Consider the following 17104-nt stretch of genomic DNA (forward strand, 5'->3'; position numbering starts at 1 on the left):
TTACTTGATATAGAAAATGGTGTGCCAATTGGCACACCATTTTCTATATGTATAATCTCTTTTCATCTGAATGTCTTTAAAACAGCACTCTATATGTGTTGAGAATTCATAGGATGTAAATCCAACATGATAATCCTCAATCTATCATAATGACGTTAACAAATCGTAAATTATACAACTTTTTCACCTAATTGCTTACCTTTTTCTAAAATATTATGTAATTTTGCACTCGATATCAATAACAACTTAAAATTACATTTATAATAAAGAGATGAAAAAGATTTTTCTTGCACTTATGACACTCGTAATGAGCATTAGTGCACACGCTTTCGACTTTGATGGTATCGATCTTAATGGCAATGTTGTAGAGATTACTCGTCAAATCTCAGCAAAAGGTTATGTGTATGATGAAGCAAAAGATTGCCTGAGAGGAACATGTCAAGGAACAGAGATTTACCTCACAATCAATTACCAAGATGTAAAGCAGAGGAACAAAATCGGCCAGCTCACTGTTGACATTCCGATGAAGTCCGCTAATGCTCTTGCTGATATAGCAATGACTTTCAATGTCATCTATCATCAGGTTTCAAATGCTAATGGAACATATCTGTATAATATAGGAAATGATGGTACAGTGCTTGCTCTTTCAAAGACAAATAATGGAATAAGACTTACATACAACACTCCATACTATAAGGAATCAAAATAATTTTATCAAATCAGTATATGATACAAAAAATAGATGCACATTGCGTGCATCTATTCTTTTTGTATAGTTCTCCAAATATAAAAAGAACAAGAGACTGCTCGTTTGTTTATTATCGATGCAGTCTCTTATTTTATCTAACTATCTATGAAAACTTATCTGATTCTGTCTATTGAGCGGATAAGTCTTTCATCTTTCTTTATAGCCATGCGTGCAAGCCATTGGAAAACAATAGCAACAACCGGCAGGATAGCAACAAGACGAGTCTCAAAAGTATTACCTTCGGTATTGAACATATACATCTCAAAAGCATAAAGTCCAACCCATAGAAGAAGAAGCATTATTGTTACCAAACAATTGCGACTCTGTTTTTTTCTGTCATTGTAATTGAATATGTTGATTACCGATGTTATGACACTTGCAGCAAGTAAAGCAAACAGTCCAACAACACTAAAATTTACATTAGCTGTATTCCCATCTATAATGCACATGTTGTACATTTCTGAGGCGCTCCCCATACCAACGAGATTTATCCTACCTATGGGCAGGCATGCACAGATAACGACCAATACAACCGACAGAAAAAGGTAGACGCTTTGAATGCGCTGAATCATAATCAGTCCTCCTCTACCTTTTCACGAGCAGGGTCACGCCAATAAACCTGTCCTTGCTCAAATTCTTCTGCCGCGAGAAGAGTTGGTTTTGGTAATTTCTCATAATAACGTGAAATCTCTATCTGTTCACGATTTTCAAATACCTCTTCAAGAGAATCATTGTAAGAAGAAAACTCAGCAAGTTTCTTGTTCAAGTCCTGCTTGATTTCCGCAGCTATCTGATTGGCACGCTTTGCCATGATGGCAACACTTTCATATATATTGCCAGTATCATTACTCAGTTCAACAATGTTACGTGTAACAGTGTTTGTTGGGGCTTTTGATTTCTTGTAGTCCATATTTTTAGTTTTATTTCTACTTAATATCTTTTACCTTAATATATTATTGTACATTTGTATATTTTTTGCAGACTGTAATGAATTGTTCTGCAATATCACGGTTTTTTGAATCAGGATATTCATTAATGAAGCCGTAACATTCATCTTCTGCATTCTGATAACGCTCCTGTCTCTTTTCCTCGACACTATGCTGTGCAAGATAGAATTTGCTTTTCATGATAAGCAGAGAAAAATCCTCACGGATATCCATGTACGGATAATCCTTCAAAGCATTCTCTGCTGTTATTATGCACGCCTCGTAATTAGAACCTCCAGAAAGGCAGTTACCAAAATAAGTTCCAAGATTATAGTACAACTTAGCATTGTAATATTCTTTCATAACAAGCTTATCCTGCAAAGCAATCATTCGCTGTTGCGCTTCCTTACGACGTACAGCCTGAGGGTAAATGTCAAGATAATCCTGATAAGCCTTTATCGCTGCCAATGTAGGCGTTTGGTCAAGACGAGGTTCCGGCGAACTCTCAGAAAGGCTTTCCGCAGCATAGAAATAAGACATTTCAGCAAACATGCCACGCGGATATGATGTAGAATACCGCTTGAATGCTTCATTTGCAAGCTCATAATCCTTGCTTTTGTACAATGACATCGCATACATATACAAAGCCTCTTCCGCATTGTCAGTGCCTTTCATCGGAGTTACAAGTTCTCCAAGCAAAGCTGAAGCTTGGCTGTATTTTCCAGCAGCAAAGCACTGTTTGGCATACTCGTATTTATATTCGCTGTCAGAAAGTTTGTAGACAGAGTTGAACTCTTTGGCACATCCTGTCAACAAAGTGGTTGCAAATAACGCTATAAAAATATTTTTCATTCCGTATTACTTTATTCAGCAACTGTGGCTATATATGCACACATTTAGATTGCAAAATTACTCATAATTTCCCAGAATACAAAAGAATACAACATATTTTCCTAAATTATTTATCATTTATAACAAATCTTTCGGAAAAAATCTGTAATTTTGCATCTATGCACAAATTCAAACTCACATCTCAATACAAACCTACCGGTGACCAGCCGGAAGCAATACACCAGTTGACGGAAGGCATAAAGCGTGGCGACCCGGCTCAGGTTCTGCTTGGAGTAACAGGCTCCGGCAAGACCTTCACCATGGCAAATGTCATTGCAGAGTGTAACCGCCCAACACTTGTATTCTCACATAACAAGACTCTTGCTGCCCAACTCTATAAGGAGATGAAAGGATTCTTCCCAGAGAATGCGGTGGAATATTATGTCTCATACTACGATTACTACCAGCCGGAGGCATATCTCCCCTCCTCCGACACATATATCGAGAAAGACCTTGCCATAAACGAAGAGATTGACCGCCTGCGACTGTCTGCCGTTTCTTCCCTTCTATCAGGCAGGCGGGATGTTATTGTCATTGCATCAGTCTCTTGCATCTACGGTATGGGAGGACCTGCTGCCATGAAAGGCTCCGTGATTACGCTGAAAAGCGGTATGCAGATAGACCGCAATGACTTGTTGCGAAAACTTGTTGAAGCCTTGTATGTCAGAAACGACCTTGCTTTGGAAAGAGGAAATTTCCGTGTCAAAGGCGATACAATAGATGTTGCGATGGCATATTCCGAACGAATCCTCCGCATAGAAATGTGGGATGATACAATTGATTCTATATCAGAGCTTGACGCAATGACTTTTGCAAGACTTGAATCGTTTGAGGAATATCAGGTCTATCCTGCCAATATTTTTGTCACTTCAAAGGACCAGATAGAATCAGCCGTACGCAACATTCAGGATGACCTCATGGAGCGCATAACGTTCTATGAAGAACTTGGCGATACGGTACGTGCACAGCGCATCAAGGAAAGAGTTGAATATGACATAGACATGATTAAGGAGATGGGGCATTGCTCCGGCATTGAGAATTACTCTCGGTATTTCGATGGGCGAGAGCCCGGGCAGCGCCCTTACTGCCTGTTTGACTTTTTCCCGGACGACATGCTGGTGTTCATTGATGAGAGCCATGCTTCCATTCCTCAGCTTCATGCCATGTATGGAAATGACCGCTCAAGGAAACAGAATCTGGTGGAATATGCATTCAGGCTGCCTGCCGCATTTGACAACAGACCATTGAAGTTTGAAGAGTTTGAGACACTTTCCAAGCAGGTTGTATATATTTCTGCAACACCTGCTCCGTATGAACTTGAACAGGCGGAAGGCGTTGTTGTCGAGCAGATTATCCGCCCGACTGGTCTCCTTGACCCAAGAATAGAAGTGCGCCCGACTGCCAATCAGGTTGACGACCTTCTGAATGAAATTGTCGAACATAAGGAGAAAGGAGAGAGAACACTTGTCATTACGCTTACAAAACGCATGGCGGAGGAGATGACAGAATACCTGTTAAACCACGATGTTCCAACAGCTTATATACATTCCGATGTAGATACACTTGATCGTATAAAGATTCTTAACGAACTACGTGCCGGAGCTTATGATGTGCTTGTCGGAGTCAACTTGTTGCGTGAAGGACTTGACATACCGGAAGTGTCTCTTGTAGCAATACTTGATGCAGACAAAGAAGGATTCCTTCGCAATGCCCGTGGCATGACACAGATGGCTGGACGTGCTGCACGAAATGTAAACGGACTTGTCATCATGTATGCCGACCGCATAACAAAATCCATGCAGATAACCATTGACGAGACTGCACGCCGTCGTGCAAAGCAGATGCAATATAATGAAGAGCATGGAATCGTACCTCAGCAGATTATCAAAGATATTCAGGATGGTGGACTCTCAGCCATGCGCCAGCAGGCTTTTGATGCTGTCAAAGGTACTGCAAAAACATCACGACAGAGTGTCTATGATGAGAACAAGAAGAGGCTGCACATTGAAGAAGGAGCATACATTGAACCGGAAGAACGCAAATATATCCTGCCTGATGACGACCAGCAGATGGTTGCAGACCCTATTATGCGCAACATGACAGAGGCAGAACTTCGGAAGTCAATCCTCCATACCACCGCTATGATGAAGGAAGCGGCAAAGAATCTTGACTTCATACAGGCGGCACAGTATCGCGACGAACTCCTGCGCCTGCAGGAACTCTTACCCGAACAACAGTAAAAACACAATAGAAAGAAAAGCAAATAAGAATAATGAAAGAACCATCAGCATGGCTCAGTGCAATCCCCCTTATAACTCTTATTGTACTACTCAGTGTAACAATCTCCGTTTTTGGCAGTGATTCATTAGCAGGACCATCACAAATAGCACTACTGTGCTCCACCGCTGTCTGCGTTTCTCTCGGCATGGGCGTATGCAAAGTGAAATGGAGCACTATAGAACAGAATATCGAGTCTAAAGTACGAGAGACAACAGTGTCGATATACATACTGCTTGTCATTGGAATGCTTTCCGCATCATGGATGATAAGCGGTATTGTCCCCACTCTTATCTGCTATGGCATACAAGTCATCCACCCTTCAGTGTTCCTTGCATCCGCTTGTGCCATAAGTGCATTCATTTCTATAATGACAGGCTCTTCATGGACAACAATTGCGACAATCGGCATTGCCCTGCTTGGTATCGGCAGAGCTCTCGGCTTTGAAGACGGCTGGATAGCAGGTGCAATAATCTCCGGAGCATATTTCGGGGACAAGGTGTCACCGTTAAGTGACACGACAGTGCTTGCATCTTCCGTTTCCGGAACTCCACTGTTCAAGCACATACGCTACATGATGCTCACAACAACACCCACAATCGTCATCACACTTGTGATATTCAGTATTGCCGGACTGTGGATGGGAAATGTAAACAGCAGTGATACAGCATTGTACACAAGTGCATTGGAGAAAACATTTACAATCACACCGTGGCTGCTGATAGTTCCGATTGTCACAGCATACCTTATCTATAGAAAGGTTCCGTCACTCATTGTCCTATTCTCTTCATCCATAATGGCAGTGGTAATGATGCTTATCTTCCAAAGAGAAGTTCTCCTGCAAATCTCCGACTCCCTGTTCAAATCCATCATCATAACACTGAGCCAGTCAACTGCTGTCAATACGGGCGTGCCAATCCTCAATGACCTTGTATCCACAAGTGGAATGACCGGAATGCTGAACACTATCTGGCTTATCCTCTCAGCCATGGTCTTTGGTGGAGCCATGACGGCTTGCGGAATGCTGAAAAGTTTCCTGCATGCTATCTTCCGCCGTATGGTAAAGACTCGTGTCGGACTTATCGCTGCAACAGTGATGAACGGCATAGCCATGAACGTAATGACAGGTGACCAGTATATATCCATAATCCTTACAGCGAACATGTTCAAAGAAGAATACAGCAAACAGGGCTATGAATCCCGTCTGCTCTCCCGCTCATGCGAGGACAGTGCCACTGTTGTCTCCGTGCTCATTCCATGGAACACCTGCGGCATGACGCAGGCAACAGTCCTTGGAGTTGCGACACTGGTCTATCTCCCCTATTGCTTCTTCTGCTATCTCTCACCGTTAATGTCCATATTTCATGCAGCTTTAGGCTGGAAAATCACGAAAAATGAAAGGTAGATTTGCTCCGTCACCAACAGGCAGGATGCATCTTGGCAATGTTTATTCAGCCTTATTGGCTTGGCTTTCAGCAAGAAGCCAAGCCGGGCAGTTCGTCTTGCGAATAGAGGATATTGACCAACAGCGTTCAAAGAAATCCTATGCGGAACTGATAGAGGACGACCTGCATTGGCTTGGGTTGGATTGGGACGAGAAACATGTGCAAAGCGAAAGGTTTCCTCTTTACGAAGAACAGCTGCATAAGTTGGAAGCCAGTGGACATACATACCCATGTTACTGCACACGTGCGGACATTATGGCAACACAGGCGCCACATGAGTCTGACGGCAGAGTGGTTCACACTGAGTGCCAAAGATTGAATGATTTCCGTCTTCATAGGTTGAATGACAACCGTACAATAAGGTCCACAAGACTCATTGTCCCAAACAAAGATGTGACATTCACCGACATGCACTATGGCGAACAGAGTGTTAATCTTGAAAGGCAATGTGGGGATTTTATCGTAAGGCGAGGCGATGGCGCATGGGCATACCAATTTGCTGTGGTTGTTGATGATGCACTTATGGGCATAACAGAAGTGGTACGGGGACGCGACCTGCTTCTGTCCGTGCCACAGCAACAGTATCTTCATGGTCTGCTGGGCTTCACCCCACCGTCTTTCTGCCATTTGCCTTTATTGTGCAATGAATCAGGGCAACGGCTTTCGAAGCGTGACAAAAGTCTCGACATGGAGTACATCCGCAGGACATTTGCACCAGAAGAGATCATCGGTTTCCTCGCTTTCCATGCCGGATTGACAGAGTCGCCTGAGGCAATAAAAGCAAAAGACCTCATCCCACTCTTTTCGTGGGACAAGGTGCCTTATGATAATATAGTTGTATGTGATAGCGCCATCTTTTCAAAAGGTATCGTTTCACATCGTAATAAGTAACCTTTTATCCACTAAAGTGTTACACTTTGTATCATAAAAGGTTACACTTTGTTGGGCGGAATTTTACAAACAACTATTTTACTGATTCTTAATGGTTTACAAATACAGCTTTAGTGCCTATTTCATGAATACGAAGTAGACAGCGAGAATCAGGCATACAAAAGCTGCAAAATGATTCCAATGGAGTTGCTCTCCTTGAAATAAGAAACCTGCAACAACAGTAAACACTGTCAGGGAAACGACTTCCTGAATAACTTTCAGCTGCATAAGTGTGAACGGTCCTCCATTGTCAACAAAGCCTATTCTATTGGCGGGCACCATAAGGCAATATTCAAAAAAAGCAATGCACCAAGAGAACACGATGACACCTATCAGTGGCCATGAGTTTGTCACATTCATTTGATGCAGTTTCAAGTGACCATACCATGCAAGGGTCATAAAAAAATTGCTACCTATAAGCAGCAATAAAGTGTAAATTCCGTTCATGATTAATGAATTAAATACAGGTAAGGGCATAGTCCCCTACCTGTATTTTGTTTGTTATCTTTTAATACTGGCTTGATGTGTTGTAACCAAGTTTTTCCATTTCGAGCGTAGCCCAAAGGAACGGACCTACACCCTTAGCGTCGTTGTCACGGATAGGTTCAGACATATAGTAGTCGAATGAACCGTCACGGCGTGGGTTCTTTTCAGGGCCGAGGCCGGAAACGCTCACGCCTTCTGTGAGTGAGATTGTCGGTGTTGAACCATCCTTAGGCACATCAACGCGGATGAAGTTGTTGATGATTCCCTTGTAAGCCTTGATACCTGTCTGACGGAAGCTGTCGTCAAGATAGCCGAGGCGTGCGCCTTTGAGGAGGCAGTAGGTAAACATGCAGGAAGCTGTTGACTCTATGTAGTTGCGTGGGTCTTTAACATCCATTACATCATACCATACACCTGTCTTTGGGTCCTGATACTTGATACATGCGCGAAGAGTCTTGTTGAGCATGTCAATGACTTCCTGACGGCGTGCATAATCCTTTGGAAGATAGTCAAGGATTTCAATCTGTGCCATTGTGAACCATCCCATGGCACGTGCCCATGTGTGACGGCTCTGTCCTGTAGTCTTGTCAGCCCAGAACATTCCGCGCTTGGAGTCCCATGCATGCTTCCACAAACCTGTCTTTGCGTCGTATGTGCGTGCATCGGTCATGGTTATTTGGTCTACGATGTCATCATAGAAAGCCATGAGTTCTTTCTGCTGAGCAGCAGCGATTTTCTTGTTCATCTTCTTTTTGCCTGCAGGAGCAACGCCCTTGTTGGCAACTGTCAGACCTTCTTTCACCATGTATGGAGCAGCCATTGTCTTGTAAGGAAGCCCCATAAAGATACCGTCAAGCCATACCTGGTCATGGTAAATCTGCTTATGCCAGTAAACGCCTTCATCAGTGCGTGGCTGGTTGATGAGCTGACGGAAATACTCTTTCAGTGCGAGTTTCACACCTGCGCGTGGAGCGAGAGAGTCAACACGGAAGATGAAATGTGCTGTGCGGATGTTGTCAAGGTTGAAGTCTTCGTATTTGAATCCTGTTGTCTTGCCTTCATCTGAAATCATCTGTGCAGGGTAGCGCATTACATAGTTCTTGATAGCCTCGCCACCATGAGCATAGTATGTATCAAGCATACCTTCGAGTTCGATACCCATAACGTATGACCACTTTCCCTTTGGATGCTTGATTGAGTCAGTGAAGTCAAGGTAGATAGGGTTCGGATTGCGCTTCATCTCAGAGTAAGTCATCCACTCAGCGTAGCTTTTGTATGGAGCCTTCTCAATGAAATCAGAACCAGAAGTGTTCATGAGCTTGCCATTTACCTTTACATTTTCAAAGAAGATGTCGTGGCAACGGTTCTCACGAAGGAACGGCTTGACACTTACGTTGTTGAATGTACAGTTCTTGACATGGATGTCGTATACAGCATCTTTCTCCTTTATGCCATTGATTTGTACACCATATTTGGACTTCTGGCATGTTACATTCTCCATCCATACATTGTGCACATAAGGGATATGACCGCGCTCGGAAACTTCCTTTGGCCAATAGTTGATGTTAATGCGCATTACAGACTCCTTGCACTCGCCTACTGTCACATTACGCATGTAGATGTTCTTTGTCACACCGCCGCGGCAGGTATTTGTCTTGATGCGGAGAATACGGTCAAGATTAGGAGATGACATGTTGCAGTTTTCTGCAAAGACATTCTCTACACCGGCAGAGATTTCAGAACCGATTACAACACCGCCATGACCGTCTTCCATGGTACAGCCACGGATGATGATATTCTTTGAAGAACGACCGTCACGACGTCCGTCAGCATTACGTCCGGACTTGATTGCGATACAGTCGTCACCAGTATGGAACATACAGTTCTCAATCAGGACATTCTCACATGACTCTGGGTCACAACCGTCGCCATTAGGACCTTCGTTGATGACCTTTATACCACGGATGGTAATGTTCTTTGAGAACAGTGGGTGCAGCACCCAGAACGGAGAGTCTATCATTGTAACACCTTCGATGAGGATGTTCTCTGAATTTACAAGGTTGACAAGCTGCATACGCAGTCCCTTGCCCATGCCGAACTGACGCTGCTCGACAGGAACACCTTCGTCACACATCTTCTGTAGGAGTTCGCGTGAACCCATGACGCCGTTCATTGAGCGTGATGTCTCACCGCCTTTGTATCCCCACCATTCTTCTCCGGTCCACATCCAGAATGTGTTCTTGTTTCCGTTGCCGTCGATGGTGCCCTCACCTGTGATAGCAATGTTCTTTGCACCATTTGAGTAGATGCATGGAGAATAGCCGTAGAGGTCAAGTCCTTCATAGCGTGTGTAGACTTTCGGATAGAGTTCAGGTTCGAAAGCGAACTTCAACACAGCACCTTTGGAAAGTACCAGATTGACATCTGACTTCAAAGTGATTGCGCCTGTCCAGAATGTGCCTGCCGGTATGACTACCTTACCGCCGCCTTTTGCAGAACATTTGTCAATGGCAGCCTGAATGGCTTTTTGGTTCTTTGCGGCTTTGGCTTTAACACTGATTGAAGGCTTGTACACCTTCTCTGCAAAAGTCGGAGCCTTGATGCTCTGCTCTATCTTCTTATAGAGAGCAGCGTCCCACCCTTCTGCGAAGACCGAGCCACTCAGAAGACAGAGAGCAAAAATTAAAACTGAGAGTTTTTTCATGTTTTGTTTTTATTAGTTAATGATAGATTTTAGAAGTCTGCGCTTACAGTAACATTATCAAGATGTATGTTCTTTACCAAGCCTGTCTTGTATACAGGGACATCGGAAAGTCCACCGAACTTACAGTTCTTGACATTTATGTTGTAAATCTGTGCTTCCTTTGAATCTTTTGCTTCAAGACCATTAAGGAGTATGCCGTATCTTGACTTCTTGCAAGTAACGTTCTCTACATAGACATTACGCACTGTCGGGATGTGTCCACGCTCAGCAATTTCCTTTGGCTCATAAACGAGGTTGATGCGCATCACAGCTTCACGGCACTGACCGACACGGATATTACGTACATAGATGTTCTCGTTGATACCTCCACGGCATGTGTTTGTCTTTATACGGATGACACGATCGAGGTTAGGAGAGTCCATTTCACAATTCTCTGCAAAGACATTCTGCACACCACCTGAGATTTCAGAACCGATTACAACACCACCATGGCCGTCAGCCATCTTACAATTGCGGATGATGATGTTCTTGCAAGGAATGTTGGCTTTCAAGCCATCGGCGTTACGACCGGACTTCAATGCAATGCAGTCGTCACCTGTGTGGAATGTGCAATTCTCTATCAGTACATCCTCACATGACTCTGGGTCGCAACCGTCGCCATTAGGACCTTCATTGTAGATTGTAACTCCCTTGACTGTAAGATTCTTGCAGAACAGCGGATGGATAACCCAGAATGGAGAATCACGGAGTTCAACGCCTTCAATGATAGCGTTCTCACAACGTACGAAGTTCACAAGCTGTGGGCGGAGACCTTTTCCCTTGCCAAAGACACGCTCTTTTGTAGGAACTCCGGCATCTGCCATTTTGAGAAGGTTAGCACGGTTGCCGACTTTGTCAGTTCCCTGCCACTCGTCCACACCTTCATGGTATCCATGGCGCTTGTTACCTTTCATGTACCACCAACGTTCATTTGAACCATTGCCATTGATTATTCCCTCACCTGTCAGTCCTATGTTCTTCGCATCGACAGCATAGATGCATGGCTGGTAGTTAATGATATTCAGACCTTCCCAACGTGTCTCCACATTAGGATACAGGTCGCGGTCGAAAGCGAAAACAAGTTCTGCACCTTTCTCCACAACAAGATTCACATTGGAGCGGAGGGTTATTGCGCCTGTCTGATACTTTCCTGCAGGGATGACAACCTTACCACCTCCGGACTTGCTACACTTTAGGATTGCAGCGTTGATAGCTTTCTGGTTGGCCTTTGCGGAAGCAGAAGGTTTGATTGAAGGCTTGAACACTTTTTCCTTGAATGTCGGTGCAACTATACGTGCACTGATTTCCTTGTAAGTCGTGTTCCACGCATCCTGAGCCATAGCTGTAAAAGGCAGCATAAGACACAATGCGAGTGTTTGAAAAACTTTTCTCATAATTGTTGGATTTAAGTTTGTTATATAAATTAATAGAATATTGTTAGTTATGATTTATTGGCAACTCTTGAGTCCGTTATTACATGTATCATTATAGGCCGAACTGCTCTATCGAAGAACGCTCGCCAACAATCCAAAGGACATCTCCGCGTTCGAAAATATAGTCTGGATTTATCTTTGTAAGTTCTTGCGACTCACTTTCCATTCCAACGACAAGCAAGGCATACTCTTCACGCAGATGACTATTCCTTAATGATTTGCCAACGATGAATGACTTGGATGTGACAACAACCTGACGGAGAAGCATCTCCCTCTCCTCAAAGATATTACTATCAAGAGGATATACATCAGACAGCATGACTTCATTCATCCGAGAGATTTGTGCATCAGAACCTATAACCTGAAGCCTGTCACCAGAGAATATTTTCTCTTTTCCATAAGGAATGTTCAGGCGACGGCCGTCACGCAGTATGCTTGCGACATGTACACCAAAATTCTGTGCAAGTTTCAATTCTGCAAGGGTTTGCCCTGACCATAAAGAATGTGCAGGCACAACTATCTCCGAAAGATTCAAGTCGCGTTCCACAAGACGTTCGCCATACGCCGGCATTTTGGCTCCTTTTACCTGAGCTGCGATGTCGCGTGAACGGAGGTTGTTCATAAAGAGGCGCTCCAGTTTTATGCTGCGCTGCTTTACAGAACGTGATATGACTATCAACACTATGACAATCACACCAAGACATATAACAACGGCATCGGTAAAGCGTGCAAGATAGTTGCAGATATAGAACAAGAACGCAAGGCATATTGCTGCACGCGCGACTACTGTAGAAATCAATGGCAATCGATTGAGTACAGACATGTTCCACAACTGTTGCCATTCTGTACTATGATTCTTCTTGATTATTATCGCACGCATAAACGGTGCAATAAGCACTACTGTAAGCACACCTGTCAATCCATTAGCCCACCAATGAGGGATAATGGTTCTTGAGAATATCAAGAAGAATGAAAGCATGAGGTAAGTCACGGTTGCAATAAGGATAGAGTACACCACGGTATTGACTACCATAGACCTCAACAGACGCTTCCATAATACCTTTGCAGGTACCATGCTGTCAGCCATTTGGCCGCTTGCATCATCATTCCGTCGTAAAGACAAAGAGTTGATTGCTATAATCCATGATTTAGGAAGTTTCTTTTCTATAAAAGCATACGCCGGCTCTGCACCACGAATCATATACGGAGTTGTGAATGTGGTTATGACAGAAACTGCCACAATGACAGGATAAAGGTAGTCCGCAATCACATGCATCGACATTCCAAGTGAAGCTATGATAAACGAGAACTCACCTATCTGTGTCATGGAGAAGCCACACTTGATGGAATTATGTAGCGATTGCCCAGAAAGGAAATATCCTAATGTGCCAAATATTGTCTGACCTATAATTATAGACAAGACAAGTACTATTATAGGTGTAGAGTATTCATAAAGAATATTTGTATCAACAAGCATTCCCACTGACACAAAAAATATTGCTCCGAAAAGATTCTTTATCGATTCTGTGACTTTTATGATTTTCTCCGCCTCCACTGTTTCTGCCAAAATACTACCCATCACGAAAGCACCGAAAGCCTCACTGAATCCTGCTTTTGACGAGATCACTGCCATGAGGCAGCAAAGACCTATCGATACGACAAGTAAGGTCTCTCCGGTCATGAGCGAACGGGTCTTTTTCAAGAACAAAGGAATTGCAAAGATGCCAACAACGAACCATAAGATAAGGAAAAAGCCTATTTTCAAGACAGATGCAAGCATATCTCCTCCCTCTATGTTCTCTCCACTGGCAATGGCTGACAACATCACCATAAGGACAATGGCGAGAATGTCTTCAAGGATAAGCACACTCATCACCATTGATGCAAAGCCCTGATGGCTTACTCCAAGGTCAGCAAAAGCCTTATATATGATTGTTGTGGATGACATTGCAAGCATACCACCAAGAAATACACAGTCGATATGACTCCAATTGAACAGTTGTCCAACTGTATACCCTAACATCATCATGCAGAAAACGATTGTCATGGAGGCTATGATTGGTGCTGCGCCCATCTTCACAATTTTCTTGAAAGAGAAGTCAAGACCAAGTGAGAAAAGGGTGAACATCACGCCAATGTCCGCCCATTCTCTTATGTTCTGCAATTCTACGTCAGGAACAAGTATCGGCATGTGGGATGATACAAGAAATCCGGCTACAATATAGCCAAGTACAAGCGGCTGCTTAAGTTTCCTAAACAGCAGCGTCACAATGCCTGCGACAATTAGTATAAGTGCTAAATCTTGTATCATTGTTTATTATGGAATCAGGTCAATACCATCTTATTGAGTTTGAATAACTGCTCCGCTTATCATATTTCAGTGCGTCTGTCAGAGTTGCAGCATTGCAGCGGAAAGAGAAATTATATGATGTGTATGGTGAAAGCACAACCGAACATGACATGTTGAAGCAGTGCAAGTCCCTCGCAAGAGATGCTGTAGTCATGGACAATTTATGATAATCAAAATCATATCCACTTGAGAACGATATGTTCCAGCCATCCGCTATACGCACATTGCCACTGAAGTTGAGTGTCTGAGTGAACTTGTAAGGATAGCGCATAGACTTTGTATTGAACTCGCCACCGGTATTCTCACGCATCGTTATGCCATAACCAATGGTGAGCGACCATGGCATGGAGAACTTCATATATCCATCCTCGTCAGTCTCCGCCATGCCGGCATTCTTCTTACGAGCTCCATTCTGACCTTTCTGCATATCGTCATCTATATTGCTCTCCACCCTTGTATCTTCTTCATCATCGTCTTTTGTGTTGGCGTCTTCGTCCTTAGAACCTTTACCAAACAACTTCATAATCTTTTCAGGAGTGATTGTATAGGAAATGTTCTGCGACATTCCTTGGAAACGTCCAAAACGTCCATAGCTGTATTCTGTGCGCGTTCCGACATATGGGCGGCCATTCTCATCCAATTCATAAGCATAAGTGGCAAACACAGCATTCATGTTAAATGTATAGTTCTTCCACCATTTCAGACGCAGACGCGTAGAGAGGTCTGACCAAGGTCTTTCCTTTGCCGCCATATTATATGACATGCTGAAACCAAGTTCGTCAATGATGCTTAGCTTCTTGAATCCGGTGGAGTCTCTGTCTGACTTCACTTTCATTTCTATATTATTACTGATGTCAAGCGAAACACTGCCTGTCTTTCCTTGTGAAACAGTACCGAAAAGCATGCCTGAATATGGTGAGTAAGGGACCAGCTCTACCGTACCATCAGCATTCGTCTTCTGGTATGAGTCCCAAAAGCCATAACTCTGAGCTGAAAAGTCCGGCGCGTAGCTGAAACTTAATGACGGGGTAAAGACATGGCGCACAGCCTGTATCTTGTCACCGAACAGTTTCCTGTTAGGGACATAAAAGCCATAAAGTTTAGTGCTTGCCGAAACAGAGAAATTCCAATTATAAACGTTATGGAATCCATACGTTGTATCAGCAACTTCCTTCTGTGCCACGTCATCCCATGACTTGTTTATCTTTTGGAAATACGTACGGTCTGTGATATTGAATGACGGTGTTATGTTTATAACGTCAAATAGAGATAATGACGCACCAATAGGTATCTGATGCTGCCAACCGTTACGCCAATCTTTGACAAGGTTGGAATGCATAAGTTTGTCTTCCTTAGTGTTGATTGAGTTTGAGATATGTCCTGTATAACTCATGTATATTTTTTCATACCACCGCTGCTTTCCTACCGCATATTTGCGCTTAAAAGGATAAAAACGAGCAATGGATATATTCAAATCCGGCAGTGTCATAGCAATGGAAGAGTCTCGCATGTTCTGCGACACATTCATGGATGTGGACAATGACATTCCGATACTTGAGAATGTTGTGCTGTAACTTACAGAAGATGTTCTCGTGCTCTGTGTCATTGCCTGTGGGTTGTACATGGAATTCAGATTGCTTGATTCATAAGAGGTAGAAGCAAAATTGACACTTGCCGAGAGTGAGCTGTAAGGATTTGCTTTGGAATCCTGTCTGTGACTCCACTGTATCTTGAAACTCTTGGTATGGGAAGCCTGAAGGTTGTCGTCTTCATGCTTTGTATCAAGATAGGACATGAAGATAGAACCGCTGTACTTATAGCGCTTGCGATAATTGCTTGCCGCAGAGATACCCCAAGAGCCTTTAGTATATATTTCTCCAAGCAGTTTCAAATCCATTTTGTCGTTTATGGCAAAATAGTATCCACCATCGCGCAAATAGAATCCTCGTGCAGACTCATCACCATAAGTCGGCATGATAAATCCAGAAGAGTAGCTCTTTGAGAAAGGGAAAAAGCCATAAGGAATAGCCAATGGCAATGGTACATCTGCCACAACAAGATGAGCCGGTCCGAACACGACATCTTTGCCAGGACGCACACGTGCACGGGAAAGTGCTATATAGAAATCCGGTTCCTCTGCATCACAAGTTGTGTACCTGCCATGCTTCATGTACACGACACCAGAACTGTCACGTTTGGAAACCTCTGCACGCATAAAGCCGTCATCCTGCTCTGTATAAACATTTTGGATGAGACCTCTTTTTGACTTGAAATTGAAAGCCATTTTCTCACTCTCATACTTGTCATTGCCCATATTAAAGACCGGAGTGCCAAACGCAACACCAAGTGTATCCTTGCCCCCTTCGGCACGGACAAGGCTTGAATCCAAGCTCATGTGGATTTGCTCAGCATTGAGCTTCATGTCTTGATAATCAACACTGGCTTCACCAAAAATGTGTGCAGTCTTTGAGTCAGCATAATAGACCATAGAATCCGTACCGGAATACACCACCGGCGCATCAATGCCGTTTTTCTTAGACCTGTTGATGGAATCCAAACGTATGGAGTCGTCAATGGCCTTATTGTGCTTGTAGATTGCAAGTTGGAGAGAGTCCAATGCAAGTGTGTCTATATCCCTGATACTCACTGTATCAGAGTCTTTTATGGCAGCATTGCCGACGCTGTCCTTGCCGTCTTTCTTCCCGGCAACAGGTACAACATCCGCAGCAGCCACAAAAATGGCAACAAAGGAAAATATAGATATAACGAACTTCGTCCTCATAATATATTGCAAAATTACATAATTTTAATGAGAACAAAGTCCACGAACTCCAATAATTAGGATTTCTTAATAAGTTAAGGTATACTTGCTTAA

At 43.4% G+C, this 17104-nt stretch carries 12 protein-coding genes; 4 read left to right on the forward strand and 8 right to left on the reverse strand.

Annotated elements, in window-relative coordinates; all coding sequences use genetic code 11:
* The first annotated feature begins 271 nt into the window (after positions 1 to 271).
* Entirely contained in the window at positions 272 to 709 is a 438-nt protein-coding gene (locus HPS57_RS00875; protein ID WP_172179273.1) for a hypothetical protein, read from the forward strand.
* 152 nt (positions 710 to 861) lie between these two features.
* Here HPS57_RS00875 and HPS57_RS00880 read toward each other — a convergent pair whose 3' ends face one another.
* Genes HPS57_RS00880 through HPS57_RS00890 form a run of 3 tightly spaced genes read right to left on the reverse strand, consistent with a single transcriptional unit; the run spans position 862 to position 2526 of the window.
* Positions 862 to 1320, reverse strand: a complete 459-nt coding sequence (locus tag HPS57_RS00880; protein ID WP_172179275.1) for a DUF4293 domain-containing protein — start codon at positions 1318 to 1320, stop codon at positions 862 to 864.
* Between the two features lie 2 nt (positions 1321 to 1322).
* Entirely contained in the window at positions 1323 to 1658 is a 336-nt protein-coding gene (locus tag HPS57_RS00885) for a DNA-directed RNA polymerase subunit omega (RefSeq protein ID WP_172179277.1), read from the reverse strand.
* Positions 1659 to 1701: 43 nt separating this feature from the next.
* A complete protein-coding gene (locus HPS57_RS00890; RefSeq protein WP_172179279.1) occupies positions 1702 to 2526 on the reverse strand; it encodes an outer membrane protein assembly factor BamD in 825 nt (274 codons plus the stop codon).
* Between the two features lie 158 nt (positions 2527 to 2684).
* On the opposite strand from HPS57_RS00890, the gene uvrB reads away from it, so the two are divergent.
* The 3 genes from uvrB to gluQRS are packed head-to-tail and all read left to right on the forward strand — an operon-like array spanning position 2685 to position 7178.
* Positions 2685 to 4805 (forward strand): excinuclease ABC subunit UvrB, encoded by a 2121-nt coding sequence (gene uvrB / locus HPS57_RS00895; protein ID WP_172179281.1) that lies wholly within the window; start codon positions 2685 to 2687, stop codon positions 4803 to 4805.
* A 29-nt stretch (positions 4806 to 4834) separates the two neighbouring features.
* A complete protein-coding gene (locus tag HPS57_RS00900; RefSeq protein ID WP_172179833.1) occupies positions 4835 to 6247 on the forward strand; it encodes a Na+/H+ antiporter NhaC family protein in 1413 nt (470 codons plus the stop codon).
* On the forward strand, positions 6237 to 7178 hold the full coding sequence (gene gluQRS / locus HPS57_RS00905) for a tRNA glutamyl-Q(34) synthetase GluQRS (RefSeq protein WP_172179283.1): 942 nt from the start codon (positions 6237 to 6239) through the stop codon (positions 7176 to 7178). Before HPS57_RS00900 ends, gluQRS begins: the two co-directional genes overlap by 11 nt.
* A 117-nt stretch (positions 7179 to 7295) precedes the next feature.
* On the opposite strand, the gene HPS57_RS00910 is transcribed toward gluQRS, so the two are convergent.
* The 5 genes from HPS57_RS00910 to HPS57_RS00930 all read right to left on the reverse strand — a co-directional run bounded on the left by HPS57_RS00910 (position 7296) and on the right by HPS57_RS00930 (position 17011).
* Positions 7296 to 7664 (reverse strand): DMT family protein, encoded by a 369-nt coding sequence (locus HPS57_RS00910; RefSeq protein WP_172179285.1) that lies wholly within the window; start codon positions 7662 to 7664, stop codon positions 7296 to 7298.
* A 61-nt stretch (positions 7665 to 7725) separates the two neighbouring features.
* The gene (locus tag HPS57_RS00915) at positions 7726 to 10407 is read right to left on the reverse strand and encodes a glycoside hydrolase family 88 protein (RefSeq protein WP_172179287.1); all 2682 of its coding nucleotides are present in this window, start codon (positions 10405 to 10407) and stop codon (positions 7726 to 7728) included.
* Positions 10408 to 10436: 29 nt separating this feature from the next.
* Positions 10437 to 11840 (reverse strand): glycoside hydrolase family 28 protein, encoded by a 1404-nt coding sequence (locus tag HPS57_RS00920; protein WP_172179289.1) that lies wholly within the window; start codon positions 11838 to 11840, stop codon positions 10437 to 10439.
* 91 nt (positions 11841 to 11931) lie between these two features.
* Positions 11932 to 14190: a cation:proton antiporter gene (locus HPS57_RS00925; protein WP_172179291.1), complete on the reverse strand. Its 2259-nt coding sequence runs from the start codon at positions 14188 to 14190 to the stop codon at positions 11932 to 11934.
* Between the two features lie 19 nt (positions 14191 to 14209).
* Positions 14210 to 17011 (reverse strand): putative LPS assembly protein LptD, encoded by a 2802-nt coding sequence (locus tag HPS57_RS00930; RefSeq protein ID WP_172179293.1) that lies wholly within the window; start codon positions 17009 to 17011, stop codon positions 14210 to 14212.
* Between the last annotated feature and the right edge of the window lie 93 nt (positions 17012 to 17104).

The sequence above is a fragment of the Palleniella intestinalis genome, from assembly GCF_013166595.1.
Classification (GTDB): Bacteria; Bacteroidota; Bacteroidia; order Bacteroidales; family Bacteroidaceae; genus Prevotella; species Prevotella intestinalis.

Excerpts from the sequence above, each read along its gene's own strand:
- HPS57_RS00875 (WP_172179273.1), top strand. The coding sequence starts at position 272 with ATGAAAAAGATTTTTCTTGCACTTATGACACTCGTAATGAGCATTAGT.
- HPS57_RS00930 (WP_172179293.1), bottom strand. The coding sequence starts at position 17,011 with ATGAGGACGAAGTTCGTTATATCTATATTTTCCTTTGTTGCCATTTTT.
- HPS57_RS00920 (WP_172179289.1), bottom strand. The coding sequence starts at position 11,840 with ATGAGAAAAGTTTTTCAAACACTCGCATTGTGTCTTATGCTGCCTTTT.
- HPS57_RS00880 (WP_172179275.1), bottom strand. The coding sequence starts at position 1,320 with ATGATTCAGCGCATTCAAAGCGTCTACCTTTTTCTGTCGGTTGTATTG.
- HPS57_RS00890 (WP_172179279.1), bottom strand. The coding sequence starts at position 2,526 with ATGAAAAATATTTTTATAGCGTTATTTGCAACCACTTTGTTGACAGGA.
- HPS57_RS00925 (WP_172179291.1), bottom strand. The coding sequence starts at position 14,190 with ATGATACAAGATTTAGCACTTATACTAATTGTCGCAGGCATTGTGACG.
- HPS57_RS00910 (WP_172179285.1), bottom strand. The coding sequence starts at position 7,664 with ATGAACGGAATTTACACTTTATTGCTGCTTATAGGTAGCAATTTTTTT.
- HPS57_RS00915 (WP_172179287.1), bottom strand. The coding sequence starts at position 10,407 with ATGAAAAAACTCTCAGTTTTAATTTTTGCTCTCTGTCTTCTGAGTGGC.
- HPS57_RS00885 (WP_172179277.1), bottom strand. The coding sequence starts at position 1,658 with ATGGACTACAAGAAATCAAAAGCCCCAACAAACACTGTTACACGTAAC.
- uvrB (WP_172179281.1), top strand. The coding sequence starts at position 2,685 with ATGCACAAATTCAAACTCACATCTCAATACAAACCTACCGGTGACCAG.
- gluQRS (WP_172179283.1), top strand. The coding sequence starts at position 6,237 with ATGAAAGGTAGATTTGCTCCGTCACCAACAGGCAGGATGCATCTTGGC.